Source organism: Erythrobacter sp. S227 (assembly GCF_057364925.1).
This window is the reverse complement of the sequence record NZ_CP200280.1, coordinates 2543501-2561564: the sequence shown is the minus strand read 5'-3', so window position 1 is coordinate 2561564 and position 18064 is coordinate 2543501. Positions and strand designations below refer to the sequence as shown.

Sequence of the window (18064 nt, the reverse complement as noted above, 5' to 3'; positions counted from 1 at the left end):
CGCTCAACCCCCCTCCAAAGGCGCATCAATCCGCATCGCCTCGCCCGCCAAGGTCTCCGCCTCTAGCAGCAGTTCGTCATCAACCTCGCCTTGAGGCACCGCCTCGCGCCCGATCATCGTCATCACTGGCACCGCCAAAGGCGACACCCGATCCAACTCTACATGCACCAGCTCGGATTGCGAGCGCTCAAGCAGATCAGCTAGCCTCCCCACATCGGTCATTCGCGCGCGCGCATCTGCCCATGCGGCCTCTAACAACACATGATCGGGCTCATATTTCTTGAGCACGTCGTAGATAAGGTCGGTTGAGAAGGTGACTTGCTTGCCGGTTTTGCGTTTGCCCGGGTGCTGGCGCTCGATCAGGCCACTGATTACCGCAACCTCCCGAAATGCACGGCGCAAAAGGTGACTTTCGGTCACCCAATCGGTGAACTCTTCGGTGAGGATGTCAGGCGACAATAGCGGCTTGGGATCAGTCACCGGCTTCAAGCCCCACACGGCCAGCGTGTAATCATTGGCGACAAATCCTGCGGGCATGAGGCCAAGGCTCTCCATCCGCCGCGTGATCAGCATGCCCAGCGACTGGTTCGCGTTCCATCCTTCAAAAGTGTAATAGGCGGTGTAGTGCTTCTTTGCATGCGGGAAGCTTTCAACCAGCAGCTCTCCGGGCTTTGGCAGGCGGCTGCGATAGTCCTGCACCTCCAGCCATTCGCGCACGTCATCGGGGAACCGCCCCCACCCTGCGCGGTCATCCAGCATCGCTTGCACACGGGTCGCAAGATGTGTGGTAAGAGGCAAACGCAAGCCCCCATAGGAGGGAATCGTCGCCGACTTTTTGGCCGCGCGCACGATCACATCCATGTCTTTAAGCGCTTCCACCTCAAGGCTCATGCCCGCAAAGAAGAAGGTGTCTCCGGCCGAGAGTTGCGCTGCGAAGCGCTCCTCGACCTTGCCCAACTGCCGCCCGTTCTTGAAGCGGACCTGCAGCATCTCGGAATCGACAATAATGCCTGCGTTCATCCGGTGACGCTGCGCCTGATTGGGATGGGTAAGCCGCCAAACCCCCGCCTTATCGCGGGTAATTCGCTTGAACTTGTCATAGGCTTTGAGCGCATAACCACCGCTTTCGACAAAGTGCAGGACCCGCTCAAACGCCGTCTTGTCGAGCCAGGCATAGGCCATTGAGCTACGGATTTCGGCGAGCAGATCGTCCTCGTGGAACGGTCCTGCGCAGGCACAGGCCATCACATGCTGGGCGAGCACATCGAGGCCGCCTGCACGGAAATCCTCGCCGTCGCGCATGCCTTCATCGACCGCGTCTTTGGCGGCCATGGCTTCGAGAAACTCGAACCGATTGCCCGGCACCAGAACCGCGCGGCTTGCTGTGTCGAGCCTGTGCCCTGCCCGCCCGATGCGTTGAAGCAGCCGCGAAGAGCCCTTGGGCGCTCCCATTTGCACCACCAGATCAATGTCACCCCAGTCTACGCCAAGATCGAGGCTTGCAGTGCACACGAGCGCGCGAAGCTCGCCTGCTGCCATGGCGTCTTCGACCTTGCGCCGCGCTTCCTTGGAGAGGCTCCCGTGGTGGACGCCGATAGGCAGGTTTTCCTCATTCACCTCCCACAGGCACTGGAAGATAAACTCAGCCAGAAAGCGTGTGTTGGTGAAGATAAGCGTTGTGCGATTGTCGCGGATCGCCTGCATCAGCTGATCCACAGCCCAGCGTCCCGCATGCCCGCCCCACGGCACGCGTTCCTCGATCGGCAGAAGGATGTCGACCTCGGCAGGGGCCCCGTTTTCGCCAAGCACCAGGTCCGCCGCATGGATCTCGCCTTCTGCATCAGCAGGCTGAGGCGCAAGCCACTCCTGAAAGCTTAAAGGATTCGCCAAGGTCGCCGAAAGCGCCACACGTTGCATATCGGGGGCAAGAGTTTGCAGGCGTGCGAGCGCTAACGCCAAAAGGTCACCCCGCTTGCCGGTTGCAAAGGCGTGCACCTCGTCGATCACCACGCGTTTGAGCGTGCGAAACATCTCGAGGCTCTCGGGGTAGGAGAGCAGCAGCGACAGGCTTTCCGGCGTGGTCAGCAGAACGTGGGGCGGTTTGCTACGCTGGCGTTTCTTGCGGTCCGAAGAGGTGTCGCCCGAACGCGTCTCCACCCGTATCGGCAACCCGATCTCCTCTATCGGAGTGAGCAAATTGCGCTTCACATCGTGGGCCAGCGCCTTCAATGGCGAGACATAGAGTGTGTGGAGCCCGTCCTCGGGAAGCGCACCCGATGAAGGCGCAAAATCGCACAGTGTAGGCAGGAAGCCAGCGAGCGTTTTGCCCGCGCCTGTATCAGCAACGAGCAGCGCATCGCGGCCTTCCCGCGCTTTGACGAGCATATCAAGCTGATGGCGCCGCACCCGCCACCCGCGCGCGTCAAACCAGCCCTCGATTTCGGCCGGAACCTCTCCGGCGGCCTGATCCATCAGAAGCCGTTGGGATCCGCTGTCGGTTCAGCCTCAGCCAGTTCCTCTTCGCTCAAACCCAGCAATTGCGCCAATTGGCTACGCTCTTCTGCGCTCAAGCTAGAAAAACGCCGTCCTTCGGGAAATTCGGATGCGGCTTGGCCGATCATCTCCATCATAGCGGGCATTCGCTGCATCATTGCAGGCATGATTTCATTCATCGAGGACATCACCTGCGGATCAGCAAAAATGAGAAAGCTCTCGGCTGCATATTTCTTGCCCACAGGCGTATCGAAATAGGCGCTAAGATCAGCAAGCTCTTCGGCAGTGAAGCGCACTGCATAAGCGCGCGCCAAGCCTGACCGATAGGCGGGCTCAATATCTACCACCACTTCGCTGATAAGGGCAAACATCGCCTCGCCCATCGCAGCATTGCGTTCAGCAGCTGCCGGGTCAAGGAGCGCAACCGCTGCCTCAAGCTTGTCACTCTCGACCGCACCCAGCGTGAGCGGATCAATGCCGGTCAAAGCAGTCAGGGTGAGAGCAGGAGAGCTGCCCAGTCCGCCCATCATACCCTCGAGCATCGGCGCCATGCTCTCTTCCATCATCTTGGCATAGGTGCCTTCGGGAAAGAGCTTGGTAACAACGACCATGGCAGAGCCAAGGCGCGCTTCTTCCTCGGGTGACAGTGGGTCGGCGCTACCGAACAAGTCGCCGAACAATGCGCCAATCGCTTCGAGTTCTTCGGCTGTCGGTTCACTCGAGGCCGAGGTCTGTGCCAAAAGCGGTGTAGAGCTCAGCGAAAGAGTTAGGCCTGCAGCAAAGGCTAAAGCCAAGCGTTTCATAATTGCGATCCTTCCAAAGTTGTGGGGCATTAATGCCCGACGCTCTCTCCGCGTTCCAGACCGGAGAGCTGCAATTGCTCGTCGATCTGCGCGATGAGGCGCTCGAGGCCTTGCTTGGTGTCACTTTCCGCGCGCGCCACCAATACGTCCTGCGTATTCGATGCGCGAAGAAGCCACCAGCCGTCCGCCGTATTCACACGCACACCGTCGGTTGCGTTGACCTCTCCAACGCCTTCGCCAGGGTTTGTGGTAAGCCGCTCGGTAATTTCCGCCATGGCCGGGAATTTGCGCGCCTCGTCCACTTGGAAACGCATCTCTGGCGTATTGAGCATATCGGGGATTGCGCTACGCAGTTCAGTCACCGACTTACCCAGCCGTGCAGACGCTGCAAGCAGGCGGACGCCGGCATAAAGCGCATCGTCAAAACCGTAATATGTGTCGGCAAAGAACACGTGCCCGCTCATTTCGCCAGCGAGCGGCGAACCGGTTTCCTTCATTTTGGACTTAATGAGCGAGTGGCCCGTCTTCCACATCAGCGGCTTTCCGCCATGCTTTGCAACATGGTCGAACAGCGCGCGGCTTGCCTTGACGTCGGCGATAATCGTTTGACCTTGATGGGTTTTTAGAACGTCCTCGGCATAAATCATCAAAAGCTGATCGCCCCAGATCACCCGGCCTTCACCGTCGATCGCGCCAATCCGGTCGCCATCACCGTCAAATGCAACTCCAAAATCGAGGCTCTTCTCAGCGACGAGCGCACGCAGATCCGCCAGGTTCTCTTCAACAGTTGGATCAGGATGGTGATTGGGAAAATGTCCGTCAACTTCAGTAAACAGCAAATGATGCTCACCCGGCAATCGCGCCGCCAACGCTTCGAGGGCAGGTCCGGCCGCACCGTTGCCCGCATCCCAACCGACCTTGAGGCCGCTGAGCTTGCTGTCGTCGATACCGGCCAATCCCTCGAGCATGCGCTCGACATACTCGCGCATGATGTCGCGAGAGGTGACTTCTCCGGCTCCATCGGTCCAGTCCCCCGCAGCCGCCATGGTACCGAGCCGCTGGATATCGGCCCCAAAAAAGGGTCGCCCCTGAAATACCATTTTGAAGCCGTTGTAATTGGGGGGATTGTGGCTGCCAGTTATCTGAATGCCGCCCTTCACGTCTTCGGCTGAGGCTTCCGCATAATAGAGCATCGGCGTTGCGCCCATGCCCACCTTCACCACATCGCATCCGCTTGCAGAAAGCCCTTCGACGAGCGCGTGTTCGAGCATAGGTGAGCTTACCCGGCCATCGTATCCCACGGCGACTTTAGGCGCGCCGGATGCTCCGTCCGCTTCTTCTGCGCGGCGCAGCAGCGTGCCGAAACTGCGGCCAATCGCGCGTGCATCATCTGGCCCAAGGGTTTCGCCAATAATCCCGCGAATGTCGTATTCGCGAAGAACGGTGGAATCAAATGTATGAGACATGGGAATTGAGGGCCTTATTCGTCTTGAATTTCAGAGGTGTCGTGCCTTCTAACACCGCTTCTCGCGGTGACCATACACAAGCTTCCTTACCCTCTTCCAGAAGAATTGCGTCAAGACCGTGTCTATTCCTTGGGCGTATCGCCTTTGGAATTGTCATCGAGATCCAGTTCAATGCCTTCATTCGGGAGTTCATCCAGCAACAGGTCACGTGCATCGTTCGCCTCATGGACCTGCCTGTTGCTGCCCCCCCGGTCAGGATGGACCATTGAGACCAAGCGCTTGTGCGCGGCCAGAATGTCCTTGCGGCTGGCGCGTTCCTGGACGGCCAACAGCTTGCGGGCCTTGAAGATGGCTTGCGAACGGGTCGGCTTGGACTGGAGATATTCCCAAGGCCATTTGCCAAGCGCCCAGCGCCAAAGAAGGCAAACCACTAACAGGATAATCGCAAATTTCATCATGGCTTAGGCAGGCTCCATCGGGGCTTTCGGCTTGGCAACATCGGGCAGCTGTAGCGCCATCACCAAAGTGCGCAATTCCTGACGCGCGACCAGATGGCTGGTTCCAAGGTCACCCAAATGCCCCTTGTCGAGCAGAGTGAGCCCAGAAGGGAAAAGTTCGCGAAAAATGACGCGCTCTGACAGGCCGTGCGTAACGCGAAAACCGACACGCTTCGACATTTCGGTAAGCGCCTTGTTGATACGCGCCATATTGCGCGCCTCGGTATGGCCGGTCCGGTTGCGCACGACGATCCAATCCATTTGCGGGCGCTCCCCTGAGGCCGTCGCCCGGCTGCGCTTCATGCGCGCCTCCCATATAAGCTCGGCAAAGAAGGACAGTTTCTTGACCTTGAAATTCTCTGGATCGACCTGTCCGATAAGGTCAAAATCGACAAAACTGTCATTCATTGGCGTGACCAGTGTGTCCGCCTGCTCCACCGCCGCGCGGGCCAGATCATCATCGCGTCCCGGATTATCGATGATGAGAAAGTCGCAGTCTTTTTCCAATTTTTCGATTTCGATCAGCAAGGACTCGGTGCTCCGACCCTTGAACACTTCGCACGCAGGAGTCGGCAAATGCAGCCCGCGTCGCTGCATCGTGTCATACCGGTTTTCCATATAGCGATGCGAGGTGCGCTGGCGCGGGTCGAGGTCGAGCATCGTCACACGCGCCCCCAGATAGGACAGTGCAACCACAACATGGACTGCGGTCGTTGACTTGCCTGTTCCGCCCTTTTCATTGGCAAAAACAATCCGGTGCGTGCGGTGTTTTGCAGGGGCGGCGACCATCGAGACTAATCCTTGTTGAGCTGACATATCCGTTGACCGATTGGGCGCCATGCATTGCTGGCTTTATGACTTGTTTGCCGATAGCGCGAGGGTCTATCGTTGTCCTACGCGCACTTTATCTAAGGGGACCCCCAGGTGCAAACGGCACACACTCTCGATGTGTTGAGAACAAGTGTTACCAGGCTGCGTAGCGGTGGAAACATGGGCGGCGCACGCATTGGTCTGGTGCCGACAATGGGCGCACTGCACGAGGGGCATTTGACGCTTGTTCGCCGGGCTTTGGAAGAATGCGATGCGGTGGTCGCCTCGATTTTTGTGAACCCTACCCAGTTTGGCCCCAATGAAGACCTCGATGCCTATCCGCGGCAATTGGCGCAGGATTCGGCCATGTTGGAAGCGGAAGGCTGCGCTCTTCTCTGGGCTCCGAGCGCGGAGGAAATGTATCCGCACGGCTTTGCCACCAATATTGCCGTCACCGGGGTGAGTGAGGGGCTGTGCGGTGCGGACAGGCCCGGCCATTTTGATGGCGTCGCAACGGTGGTGAACAAGCTTTTCAATCAGGTGCAGCCCGACATGGCCTTCTTCGGAGAGAAGGATTTTCAGCAGCTCGCCGTCATCCGGGCAATGGCGCGCGATCTTGATCTGACTTTGCCTCATGTGCATTCCATCATTGGTGTGCCTACAGTGCGCGAGGCGGATGGGCTCGCCATGTCGAGCCGAAACCGGTATCTGTCCGACGCAAACCGCCAAGCGGCCGCGACACTTCCGCGTGCAATGAAATCGGCAATCGCACAGATTGAGGCAGGCGGCGATGTCGCTTCCGTCCTTAGTCGGCTCAAAGACGCTCTCATTGAGGCTGGGTTTGACAGCGTAGATTATGCAGTGCTCGCCGATGCCACTTCCCTCGGCGCGATAGAGCGCCTAACGGGCTCCGCAGCGCGGCTTTTGGTGGCCGCCCGGATTGGCGGCACCCGCCTTATCGACAATATGGCCGTTTCAAGTTGAGCGGCCGCGAAGGACTGACACTGCGATGTTGAAGCACTTTTGGGGCTCACTCTTGTTCACTGCCATCTGCATGGCGCTGGGCGGATGGTATGGCTGGACGGTTTCCGGAACGGTCGAGGGCACGCTTTCTATCCTCTGGATCTGCGCGGTTCTGGCGGTGCTTGAGGTTTCGCTGTCCTTCGACAACGCGGCTGTAAACGCCTCGATCCTCAAAGACATGGACCCGGTGTGGCAGCAACGCTTCCTCACTTGGGGTATTGCGATTGCCGTGTTCGGAATGCGGATTGTCTTTCCCATTGTGATCGTAATGGTCGCCGCTTCCTTGGGGCCCGTCGATGCGGTGCGGCTCGCTTTGAGTGATCCGGGCGAATATCAACGGATCGTCAGCGATGCGCATATTGGGTTGATGGGCTTTGGCGGCGCGTTTTTGGGCATGGTGGGGCTCAAATTCTTCTTCGATGCAGACAAAGAGCACGATTGGATCGACATGATCGAGCGGCCGTTGGCAAAGGTCGCAGATATCGAAGCAATTTCGATCGGGCTTGTCCTCGCGGGCACTTGGGCCACATCAACGATGTTGGCAGAGGAAGACGCGCTGGGCTTTATCATTGCCGCAATCGGTGGGCTTTTGACCTATCTTGGTGTCGAGATCGTCAACCACGTGCTTGAACCGCCCACCCCTTCTTCCGGTGACGTCGCCAAAGCGGGGTTCGGCGCATTCCTTTACCTCGAGGTGCTCGATGCAAGCTTCTCCTTCGACGGGGTCATCGGGGCTTTTGCGCTCACCAACAATCTCATCATCATCGCCATTGGCCTTGGCATCGGCGCGATGTTTGTGCGGTCAATGACGATCTTCCTTGTTCGCCAAGGCACGATGTCGGAATACCGCTACCTCGAGCATGGCGCATTTTACGCGATCCTGGCGCTCGCGGTGATCATGTACATCAACACCTTCGCTCATATCCCGGAGGTTATTACCGGTTTGATCGGTGCGGTTTTGATCGGGATTGCCTTCTGGTCATCGGTTCGCGCGAATAGAACGGAGCGCAGTGCCCAGATTGCCTGAGCCCAAGTTGCCTGATCCCAAGCTGCTTGACGAAAGCGCGGCTTTAATGGCAAAGGCCGCGCCTATCGAGCGGGCGGGTATAGCATAGTGGTAATGCTCCAGCCTTCCAAGCTGGCTAGAGGGGTTCGATTCCCCTTACCCGCTCCAAAAATTTCCCATCATATAGCTTTTCTAGTTTTGCTTGACGCCGCTCAAGGCTTAGCTGCGCATTCATGACGACCCTAACGCACCTCCAGCGGCTTGAAGCCGAGAGTATTCACATCCTTCGCGAAGTCGTGGCTGAGGCTGAAAACCCGGTCATGATGTATTCGGTCGGGAAAGACAGCGCGGTGATGCTGCATCTCGCGCGCAAAGCCTTTTTCCCTGCTCCCCCACCCTTCCCGCTCCTCCATGTCGACACCACCTGGAAATTCCAGGAGATGTATAGGCTGCGCAACACCATGGCGGAGAAAACCGGCATGACGCTTCATGTCTGGCAGAATGAAGAAGCCAAGGAACGCGGCATCAACCCCTTCGACCACGGACCGCTCCACACCGACATGTGGAAGACGCAGGGGCTGAAACAGGCGCTCGACCATTATGGTTTTGACGCAGCATTTGGCGGGGCGCGCCGCGATGAGGAGAAAAGCCGCGCCAAGGAACGCGTTTTCTCCTTTCGCACCGCTAGCCATAGCTGGAATCCCAAGGATCAGCGCCCGGAGCTTTGGAACCTTTACAACGCCAAGAGAAACAAAGGTGAGAGCATCCGCGTCTTCCCGCTCTCCAATTGGACCGAGCTTGATATCTGGCAATACATCATGGCCGAGAATATCGAGATTGTGCCGCTCTACTTTGCTGCCGAAAGGCCCACATTTGAGTGGGAAGGCGGCCTGTTTATGGCGGATGATATCGATCGCCTGGAACGGGTCATGGGCAAAAAGCCCGAGATCACGATGAAGTCGGTACGCTTCCGCACACTTGGGTGTTTCCCGCTGACGGGCGCGGTTGAAAGCACTGCTGCGACGTTATCCGAAGTCGTGCAGGAGACCCTCCTCACCTCCACCAGCGAGCGGCAAGGCCGCGTCATCGACAAGGATGCTGGCGGTGCCGGGATGGAGAAGAAGAAACAGGAGGGGTATTTCTGATGAGCAAACACCCTTCATATGAAACCGACGCCCTTATTGCTCAGGACATCGACGCCTATCTGGAGATCCACCAGAACAAGAGCCTCCTGCGCTTCATCACCTGTGGCAGCGTGGATGATGGCAAGTCGACGCTGATCGGGCGGCTTCTTTACGATTCCAAAATGATCTTCGAAGATCAGCTGGCAAGCCTTGAGGCGGACAGCGCCAAGCACGGGACGCAAGGCGAAGAGATCGACTTTGCACTGCTGGTCGATGGCCTTGCCGCCGAGCGCGAACAGGGCATCACTATTGATGTCGCCTACCGCTTTTTCACGACGGAAAAGCGCAAGTTCATCGTCGCCGATACGCCAGGGCACGAACAATACACGCGCAATATGGTCACCGGCGCCTCGACTGCAGACCTCGCCGTAATCCTCGTTGATGCCCGCAAGGGCATGCTTCAACAGACACGGCGGCACTCGTTTCTTGTGCACCTTTTGGGCATCAAACACGTGGTTCTGGCGGTGAACAAGATGGATCTGGTCGACTACGATCAAGGCGCATTTGACGCCATCCTTGCCGATTACACAGCCTTTGCCAAAGAGGTCGGTATCGAGGCTTTCACCGCGATTCCGATTTCCGGCTTCAAGGGTGACAACATCACTTCAGCGCCATCTGCCAACACCCCCTGGTATCAGGGGCCATCGCTGATCGACCATTTGGAACGTATCGAAGTCGCGAATACGACCGCACAGGAGCGGTCTTTACGAATGCCCGTCCAATGGGTGAACCGCCCGAACCTCGATTTCCGGGGCTTTGCAGGGCAAATTGCAAGCGGCACGGTGAAACCGGGCGATACAGTGCGCGTGGTCCCTTCGGGCAAGACAAGCACGGTGAAAACCATCTCCACCTTCAATGGCGATCTGGACGAGGCGGTGGCGGGACAATCGGTCACACTGACCCTTGCAGACGAGGTCGATTGCAGCCGGGGCGATGTAATCGCTGCAGCCGATGATCCGCCAGAGGCCTCCGATCAGTTTTGCGCGAAGTTGGTGTGGCTGGATGAGACTGCGCTGAAACCGGGGCGCGGGTATTGGCTGAAGATCGGCTCGCGAACCGTCACCGCAACCGTGCAAAGTCCCAAGTTTGAAATCGATGTGAACAGCCTCGATCACCTTGCGGCAAAGACGCTGGAACTGAACGGCATCGGCGAAGTCGAAGTCACCACCGACAAGCCCATCGTGTTTGAGCCATACGCAGCTTCGCGCACGCTTGGCGGATTTATCCTGATCGACAAATTCACCAATGCGACCGTTGGCGCAGGGATGCTCGATTTCTCGCTACGCCGTGCGCAAAATGTGCATTGGCAGCCAACGACTGTGGCCAGAGAAGACCACGCAAACCTCAAAAACCAGCGCGCGCGCGTGCTTTGGTTCACGGGGCTTTCGGGTTCGGGCAAATCGACGATTGCCAATGAGGTGGAAAAGCAGCTTGCTTTGATGAACCGCCACACGTTCCTGCTGGACGGGGACAATGTGCGCCACGGCCTCAACAAGGATTTGGGCTTTACCGAGACCGACCGGATCGAAAACATCCGCCGGATTGGCGAGGTCGCCAAGCTAATGGCGGATGCGGGGCTCATCGTGCTCACCGCTTTCATCAGCCCTTTCCGCGCGGAGCGGCAAATGGTGCGCGATATGCTGCCCGAGGGTGAGTTTATCGAGATTTTCGTCGATACCCCGCTCGATGTGGCGGAAAAACGCGATGTGAAAGGCCTTTATAAAAAGGCGCGCAGCGGAGAGCTTAAGAACTTCACCGGGATCGACAGCCCCTACGAAGAACCCGAAATGCCCGAAATTCGCGTCAACACCGTGGATATGAGCGTTGAAGAGGCTGCGCATCACATCATTGCCCAGATATTGCCCCTCAAATGACGAGTGCAACCAACGTGACTGAACTTTCCGATGCAGAGCTTGCCGCGCATCTTGCTGCGGTTGCCGGCCGCATCGCTCTGAAGGTCCGTGAAAGCGGGTTGCTACAAGGGAAAGCGCTTGGCGATGCAGGGGACGAGACCGCGAACGCGTTTCTTTGCAACGCCCTGCGCGCTGCACGGCCCGATGATGGCCTTCTTTCGGAGGAGGAAAAGGACAGTCAGGCGCGCCTCGGCAAATCCCGCGTCTGGATTGTCGATCCCGTTGATGGCACGCGTGAATATGGCGAGGAACGCAGTGATTGGGCTGTCCATGTCGGGCTGGCCATTGACGGCGTCGCAACCACAGGCGCGGTGGCATTGCCGGACCTCAATGGCGGCGTAGTCTTGCACACCGGAGAAACTGCGCCGCTCGGCCCGACTGCCGAAAAACCCCGTTTCCTCGTTAGCCGCACCCGGCCCGCCAAGGAGGCTGTGGCAGTTTGCGAGGCGATGGGCGGAGAGCTGGTCGGCATGGGCAGCGCTGGCGCCAAAGCCATGGCCGTGGTTCGCGGCAAGGCGGAGGTTTATCTCCACTCAGGCGGGCAATATGAATGGGACAGCTGCGCGCCAGTGGCCGTTGCTTCTGCCCATGGCCTGCACTGTTCGCGCATTGATGGTTCGCCTATCCACTATAATCAGGCAGACACTTATCTACCGGACTTGTTGATCTGCCGGCCTGAATATGCCGAGCAAGTCTTAGCTCTCGTCGCCGGGCTCTGATTTCGCTTCGACGGGTGCTGGTTCCTGACCCGCAGGCGTAAGGATTTCCACGTCTACCCGGCGATTTGCAGCACGACCCGCTTCGTTGGGTGAGCCGTCAGGCAGAGCATTGGGTTCGAGCGGATTTTGCTCCCCAAAAACAATCACATCGATCCGCCGCGCATCGGCTCCTGCAGCGATAAGCCATTGCGCAACTGCAAGCCCGCGCTCCTGCGATGCGCGCTCGTTCGCCGCGTCACTTCCTGCGCTGTCACTGTGCGCACGAAGGACAATCGCACCGTTTTGGGAGAACTGCGCGGACGCCTTTATCTGTTCAAGCGCGGCAAGAGCGGCGGCATCAAGCTCGCTTCCTCCATCAGGAAACCCAACAGTCGCAACGAAACTCTCCACCGGGATCGCTGCCTCGATCACTGTCTCGGCCTCAACATCTGGTCGCAGGATCGAGACAGGTTCGGGAGAGCTCGTTTCATCGCCGGCGGGTGAGCTGGCCGGATCCTCCGGTTCTTGCGTCGTAGCATTACAGCCAGCCAGAAGCAGCGCCGGAAAAAACCAGAGAAACGAGGTGATCTTAACGCTCATGAACTGGCCCTCTCACCTCTCTTGGGTGGAACATAGGAAATGACGGTATCGCCCGCACGCGGCTTTGGCCGGACGGCGTGAGTGAAGAACCGCAAGGTGCCGTTTTCACGCACAATCAGCAAGAGGCTTGCATCATCGTGCAGCTTTTCGCGCGCGTCGCCAAAATCAAATTCTTCGGAAAGCTTGGTCTTCTTGAACACCCATCCCTTGCCGATCCTCTCATTGACCGCGCCAGCGTCATATCCATCGTCAAACAATGCGCGTCCGCGGATGCTTTCTGGCAAGGCCGTGCGGCTGTCCGATCCTTCGTTTTCGCCCAGCTGATAGACCATGTCCCGGCCAATCTCATGGGCGAATTCGTTGCAAACCAATGCGTTGTAGGCTTCGTTCTCGGTGGCGGCGACAAGGACCTGATAAGGGGTCAGATCAAGGTTGTGTTCGGTCGCCTCATTGAGGATTTCGCCGTGGTAATGCGGCAACCCTTCGAGCCGTGCACGGCCCAAACGCTGCCAGCTTTGGTCGACAATAAGAACCGGTGTGCCCACCGCCTGCATTTCTTTTGCAAGAGCAACCGTCCAAGGGGTTGAGCCGATGATCAAAAGACCGGGCCTTGTGTCGCCCTTCACCTTCAGCAAACGCGCGACGAAATCGATACTGAAGCCGTGAGCAATCACGGTGAGGACCACGACTGCAAAACTGAGCCCTGTCAGGATTTGCCCGCCTGCAATCCCGAGGTCACCGAGCCGCAACGCGAAGAGCCCCGAGATCGCAACCAGCACAATCCCGCGCGGGGCAATCCAGGCGACAAACAGTCGCTCGTTCCATGGGACATCTGTGCCGAGCAGGCTGATCAGGACGGTGGCAGGGCGAACCAGAAACAGCAGCACAACGAGAAAAGCCCACGGGCGCCAGCTCGTCTGGAGATAGGTCAATTCTTCCCATTTGAGGGAAGCGGCGAGCAATATGAAAATGCCGGAAACAAGGAGAACAGCGATATTCTCTTTGAAAGGATGGATCGAACGCATGCTCGACACATCGCGGTTGGCAAGGGTCACTCCCATTACCGTGACGGCGACAAGGCCGGCTTCGTGTTCGATCTGATTGGTCAGCACGAACACGGCGATGACCGTGATGAAGAGCACCGGAACTTTCAGGAATTCAGGGATCGCACCGCGCGGGAACAACCAGACGATCAAGCGCGCGGCCGCATATCCGACAAGCCCGGCAAGCACCGCTGCAAGGACGAGAGGCGGTGCGACGTCAAAGACGCTCGCGTCTGGAAACTCGTTGGCCCTGCGGAAGTATTCATAAGCCACCACGGCGCACAGCGCACCAGTTGGATCGTTGACGATGCCTTCCCATTTGAGGATCGAATTGGGCCGTGTCTGGATGTTTGCCTGGCGCAAAAGGGGGATGACGACAGTTGGGCCGGTCACAATCAGAATACCGCCGAACAACACCGCAACGGGCCAGACGAGCCCAGCGATGTAATATCCGGCCAGCGCGCCCAGGGTCCAGCCAATTGCGACACCCAAAGTCGCAAGCCGCCACACCGCTTTGCCCGAATGGCGCAGCTCGCGAAGGTCAAGGCTAAGGCCTCCCTCAAAAAGAATGAGGGCCACCCCGATACTGATCATAGGATCAAGCAATTCGCCGAATGCGGCCTCCGGATCGATAAGCCCAAGGACGGGTCCGGCAATAAAGCCCGCTGCCAACATAAGCACGATGGCAGGCCAGCCTGTGCGCCACGCGGCCCACTGCGCGCCAATGCCAAGTGCACCAACGGCCGCGATCGTTATGGCTTGAGTTTCAAGGGAGATGGGTCGGGGCCTTTGTCTTACTTGTGCGTTTTGCGGGGGGAGAGCTTTAGTCGCCTTCGAATCCCATGAGCGTTGTTACATCAACGCCTTGCTCGCGCAATCGATCCGCTCCGCCAAGATCGGGAAGGTCGATCACAAACAATGCGCCGTCCACCGAGGCTCCTGCCTGACGAAGAAGCTTTGCACTGGCGATGGCAGTTCCTCCAGTTGCGATCAGGTCATCGACGATTACCACACGTTCGCCCTGCGCGACCGCTTCGGGGTCGATCTCGAGCCGGTCGGTGCCGTATTCGAGGGCATAGTCGATCCCGATTGTTTCAATCGGAAGTTTGCCGGGCTTGCGCACTGGAACAAAACCAATGCCAAGCTGAACCGCGACCGCTGCTCCGAAAATGAAGCCGCGTGCTTCCATGCCCGCGATCTTCTGAGCGCCCTTTGCCCGCGCCATCTCAGCCAGATGATGTACGCTGGAGGCGAGGCCCTGACCATGGCCGATAAGCGTCGTGATGTCGCGGAACTGAATGCCCGATTTCGGAAAATCCGGCACGGTGCGCACCAACGCTTTGAGTGCATCTGGGGTCAGGGGCGGTGTATTCACTGGGACTCCTGGCGTTTCGGGATCAAATGCAAGGCGCCCCGCCATCCTGAAGCGGAAGGCGGGGCGCTTTCAAATTCTGTCGACTGTGATCAAACGAGATCAGCCGAACCTTTCTTCGCCTTCTTCGTAGCCCAGACTGTCTTGTAGGACATAAAGCCGAGGAAGGTTGCGAAAAGCAGGAAGCCGATCACGAACCAGCCGGTTTGCTTGCGCTTGATCAGCGAAGGCTCACCAGCCCAGGTCAGGAAGGCCGTAATGTCCTGCGCCATTTGCTCTTCGGTGGCTTCGGTACCATCAGAATAAGTGATGATGCCATCGAGAAGCTGCGGAGGCATGGCGATATTGATGTTGTAGAAATACTCGTTGAAATAGAGGCCCGGTGGGGTCTCGAAGTCAGGAGAGATTGCAACATCGGCTGGATCGGGCTCGTTATAGCCCTGCATCAGCGAGTAAACGTAGTGGACGCCGTCATTACGCGCCTTGGTGATCAGCGAGAGATCAGGCGGAAGAGCGTTGTTGTTGAAAGCACGCGCTTCGACTTCGTTCGCGTATGGTGACGGGAATTGGTCAGTTGGAAGACCAGGACGCTTGATCGCGGAACCATCCTTTGGGTCGATCCCGGGAACTTCCCAGCTGGCTGCCTCTGCGCGGACTTCCGCTTCGGTGTAGCCGATTTCCTGCAGGTTACGGAATGCGACAAACTTCAGGCTGTGACAGGCCGAGCATACCTCTTTGTACACCTGATAGCCGCGCTGCAGCTGCTGGTAATCCCACTTGCCCATAGGCCCATCGAAAGAAAAGCCGCCCTCAGGGGCGATATTCTCTTCTTGGAAGGCATAATAGTCTGGTTTCGTTGGAAACGCGAAGTTGAGGGCCCCGGGCAGAAGCGACCACAGGAGCAGAACCCCTGTAATTGCTAGACCGAAAAGGATGCCTCCAAGACGAATGGTCATGACCTAACTCTTTCTCGTTATCTGGTCAGTGGAACGGTTGTAGCCGCGCGATTACTCTGCCGGCTCTGGCATCGCACCAGCTGGCGGAGCAGATGGCGTTGCTGACTTAGGCGAACCTTCGTCTTTCCCGAGGACAGCCTCGGTAATCGAGAAGGGCAGCGCCTTGGGAACTTCGATCTGACTGATGATCGGCAGGATAACCAGAAAGTGAAGGAAGTACCAAGCCGTCGCGATCTGGCTCATGACGATATAGGGCTCTTCAGCCTTTGCGCCGCCAAGATAGAACAGCGCAGCCATATCGATGACGAAGATCCAGAAGAAGATCCGGAACAGCGGACGGTACGACCCTGAACGAACAGGGCTCTTGTCCAGCCACGGCAGGAAGAACCAAAGAAGGATCGAGCCGAACATCGCGATAACGCCAAGCAGCTTCGCCTCGACCAGAACAATACCGGTGAACGGAATGGTCAGATCGCCGGTGAACGCACGCAGGATCGCGTAGAACGGATAGAAGTACCACTCTGGAACGATCAGTGCCGGTGTCGAAAGCGGGTTGGCTTCGATCCAGTTTTCGGCGTGACCCAAAGCGTTTGGCGCAAAAAACACGACAAATGCGAAGAGCGAAAGAACCAGACCCAAAAACCAGCCGTCTTTGGCGGTGTAGTATGGGTGGAATGGTACGGTGTCGCTTTCTTTCTTCACTTCGACACCGGTCGGGTTTGACGAACCAGGGATGTGAAGCGCCCAGATGTGCAGGATCACTGCACCAAGGATCACAAACGGCATCAGGAAGTGCAGCGAGAAGAAGCGGTTGAGGGTCGAATCGTTTGGCGCATAACCGCCAACGAGCCAAACCTGCAACGGCTCACCGATGAAAGGAATAGCGCCAAACAGGCCGGTAATGACTTTCGCGCCCCAGAAGCTCATCTGGCCCCATGGCAACACGTAGCCCATGAATGCAGTCGCCATCATAAGCAGGAAGATGACCACGCCCAGAAGCCAGATCATCTCGCGCGGCGCTTTATACGACGAGTAATAAAAGCCGCGGAAAATGTGCAGGTAGATCACCATGAAGAAGAAGCTCGCGCCGTTGGCGTGAGCGTATTTCATGAGCCAACCATAGTTCACATTGCGCATAATGTGTTCGATTTGCCCAAAGGCCACCGCGGTGTTCGCTGCATAATGCATAGCGAGTACAATACCGGTGATGATCTGGAACATAAGGAAGAAGCCGGCGAGCACGCCGAAGTTCCACATGTAATTGAGATTGCGCGGAACCGGATAACCGGCGCCAACGGCGTTATAAACCAAACGTGGGAGCGGGAGTTTTTCATCCAGCCACTTGGTAAAATCGTTCTTCGGTTCGTAAGAATTTGCCCAGGCGAAGCTCATAATGCTCTCTTGCTCTTCTTAGCTAAAGTTCAGGTTGCTAATTCAGATATACGATCAATCAGCCAACGCGGATGACAGACTCAGAAGCGAATGCGAATTCAGGGACCGCCAGATTGGTCGGCGCAGGGCCTTTGCGAATGCGACCCGCCGCATCATAGTGTGAGCCGTGGCAAGGACAGAAATAGCCGTTGAATTCGCCCTTGTCTTCGCCTTCGCCAGCACCGAGCGGCACACAGCCGAGGTGTGTACAAACACCGAGCTGAACAAGAAACTCTTCGTTGCCTTCGCCCAGACGCTCTTCCAGTGTCTGTGCATCGCGAAGACCTGAAGCGTCAACCGCCTTCATCTCGGCAACTTCTTCAGGGGTCATGCGCTTAACGAAAAGCGGCTGATCGCGGAAAACGCCTTTGATCGACTGACCCGGCTCGAGCGAGGAAACATCCACATCGGTTGTGGATGCCGCGAGCACGTCAGCAGTCGGGGCCATCTGGCTTACCAGAGGAAACAGAATGGATGCGCCGCCAACACCTGCGGTGCTTACAGCGGCAATATGAATCCAGTCGCGGCGACGAACGCCATCTTGGGCGTCTTCCTGATTGGTCACATTTTCTGCAGTCGAAGCCATTATTCGAATACCCTGCTCTTTTGGCCGCAGCGGAGCTTCGCCCAGCGCGGCACATAATTTGCTCTAACGGACAACGCACATTGGCGTTTATAATCCCAATTACCGTGACACCATAACGTAGGACTCGAAATTCGGTTCCACGGATGGCGCCCCTATAGTCCGTTTGAGAATAAAGCCAATCCT

At 57.6% G+C, this 18064-nt stretch carries 16 protein-coding genes and 1 tRNA gene; 6 read left to right on the top strand and 11 right to left on the bottom strand.

The genetic code is table 11. From position 1 onward, the window contains the following. Positions 1–3 precede the first annotated feature (3 nt). The 5 genes from AC0V6Q_RS12145 to AC0V6Q_RS12125 all read right to left on the bottom strand — a co-directional run bounded on the left by AC0V6Q_RS12145 (position 4) and on the right by AC0V6Q_RS12125 (position 6048). Positions 4–2472: a ligase-associated DNA damage response DEXH box helicase gene (locus tag AC0V6Q_RS12145; protein ID WP_486168635.1), complete on the bottom strand. Its 2469-nt coding sequence runs from the start codon at positions 2470–2472 to the stop codon at positions 4–6. After that, on the bottom strand, positions 2472–3296 hold the full coding sequence (locus tag AC0V6Q_RS12140) for a DUF2059 domain-containing protein (RefSeq protein ID WP_486168634.1): 825 nt from the start codon (positions 3294–3296) through the stop codon (positions 2472–2474). The genes AC0V6Q_RS12145 and AC0V6Q_RS12140 overlap by 1 nt, the downstream gene beginning before the upstream one ends. Before the next feature lie 29 nt (positions 3297–3325). After that, a complete protein-coding gene (gene pgmG, locus AC0V6Q_RS12135) occupies positions 3326–4762 on the bottom strand; it encodes a phosphoglucomutase/phosphomannomutase PgmG (RefSeq protein WP_486168633.1) in 1437 nt (478 codons plus the stop codon). A 122-nt stretch (positions 4763–4884) separates the two neighbouring features. Next, complete coding sequence (locus AC0V6Q_RS12130) at positions 4885–5220, bottom strand: J domain-containing protein (protein WP_486168632.1); 336 nt, start codon at positions 5218–5220, stop codon at positions 4885–4887. Between the two features lie 3 nt (positions 5221–5223). Next, on the bottom strand, positions 5224–6048 hold the full coding sequence (locus tag AC0V6Q_RS12125) for a division plane positioning ATPase MipZ (protein ID WP_486168631.1): 825 nt from the start codon (positions 6046–6048) through the stop codon (positions 5224–5226). A 135-nt stretch (positions 6049–6183) separates the two neighbouring features. On the opposite strand from AC0V6Q_RS12125, the gene panC reads away from it, so the two are divergent. From panC to AC0V6Q_RS12095, 6 genes are all read left to right on the top strand, one after another. Further along, the gene (gene panC / locus AC0V6Q_RS12120) at positions 6184–7053 is read left to right on the top strand and encodes a pantoate--beta-alanine ligase (RefSeq protein WP_486168630.1); all 870 of its coding nucleotides are present in this window, start codon (positions 6184–6186) and stop codon (positions 7051–7053) included. A gap of 25 nt (positions 7054–7078) precedes the next feature. Further along, positions 7079–8119 carry a DUF475 domain-containing protein gene (locus tag AC0V6Q_RS12115; protein WP_486168629.1) on the top strand — a complete coding sequence of 347 codons (1041 nt, stop codon included), beginning with the start codon at positions 7079–7081 and terminating at the stop codon, positions 8117–8119. A gap of 73 nt (positions 8120–8192) precedes the next feature. After that, positions 8193–8266, top strand: a tRNA-Gly gene (locus AC0V6Q_RS12110). Between the two features lie 65 nt (positions 8267–8331). Then, positions 8332–9243, top strand: a complete 912-nt coding sequence (gene cysD / locus AC0V6Q_RS12105; protein ID WP_486168628.1) for a sulfate adenylyltransferase subunit CysD — start codon at positions 8332–8334, stop codon at positions 9241–9243. After that, positions 9243–11156: a sulfate adenylyltransferase subunit CysN gene (cysN, locus tag AC0V6Q_RS12100; protein WP_486168627.1), complete on the top strand. Its 1914-nt coding sequence runs from the start codon at positions 9243–9245 to the stop codon at positions 11154–11156. Before cysD ends, cysN begins: the two co-directional genes overlap by 1 nt. Beyond that, positions 11153–11914, top strand: coding sequence for a 3'(2'),5'-bisphosphate nucleotidase CysQ (locus tag AC0V6Q_RS12095; protein ID WP_486168626.1), 762 nt, complete (start codon positions 11153–11155; stop codon positions 11912–11914). Before cysN ends, AC0V6Q_RS12095 begins: the two co-directional genes overlap by 4 nt. Here AC0V6Q_RS12095 and AC0V6Q_RS12090 read toward each other — a convergent pair. The 6 genes from AC0V6Q_RS12090 to petA form a co-directional block, all read right to left on the bottom strand. Next, entirely contained in the window at positions 11891–12493 is a 603-nt protein-coding gene (locus AC0V6Q_RS12090) for an OmpA family protein (RefSeq protein ID WP_486168625.1), read from the bottom strand. The two genes, AC0V6Q_RS12095 and AC0V6Q_RS12090, sit on opposite strands and share 24 nt — an antisense overlap. Beyond that, entirely contained in the window at positions 12490–14313 is a 1824-nt protein-coding gene (locus AC0V6Q_RS12085; protein ID WP_486169310.1) for a cation:proton antiporter, read from the bottom strand. Before AC0V6Q_RS12085 ends, AC0V6Q_RS12090 begins: the two co-directional genes overlap by 4 nt. 46 nt (positions 14314–14359) lie before the next feature. After that, entirely contained in the window at positions 14360–14896 is a 537-nt protein-coding gene (locus AC0V6Q_RS12080) for an adenine phosphoribosyltransferase (RefSeq protein ID WP_486169309.1), read from the bottom strand. 104 nt (positions 14897–15000) lie between these two features. Further along, the gene (locus AC0V6Q_RS12075) at positions 15001–15864 is read right to left on the bottom strand and encodes a cytochrome c1 (RefSeq protein WP_486168624.1); all 864 of its coding nucleotides are present in this window, start codon (positions 15862–15864) and stop codon (positions 15001–15003) included. A gap of 51 nt (positions 15865–15915) precedes the next feature. Continuing rightward, positions 15916–17256 (bottom strand): cytochrome b, encoded by a 1341-nt coding sequence (locus AC0V6Q_RS12070; RefSeq protein ID WP_486168623.1) that lies wholly within the window; start codon positions 17254–17256, stop codon positions 15916–15918. Between the two features lie 58 nt (positions 17257–17314). Then, positions 17315–17881 (bottom strand): ubiquinol-cytochrome c reductase iron-sulfur subunit, encoded by a 567-nt coding sequence (gene petA, locus AC0V6Q_RS12065; RefSeq protein ID WP_486168622.1) that lies wholly within the window; start codon positions 17879–17881, stop codon positions 17315–17317. Positions 17882–18064: the final 183 nt, after the last annotated feature.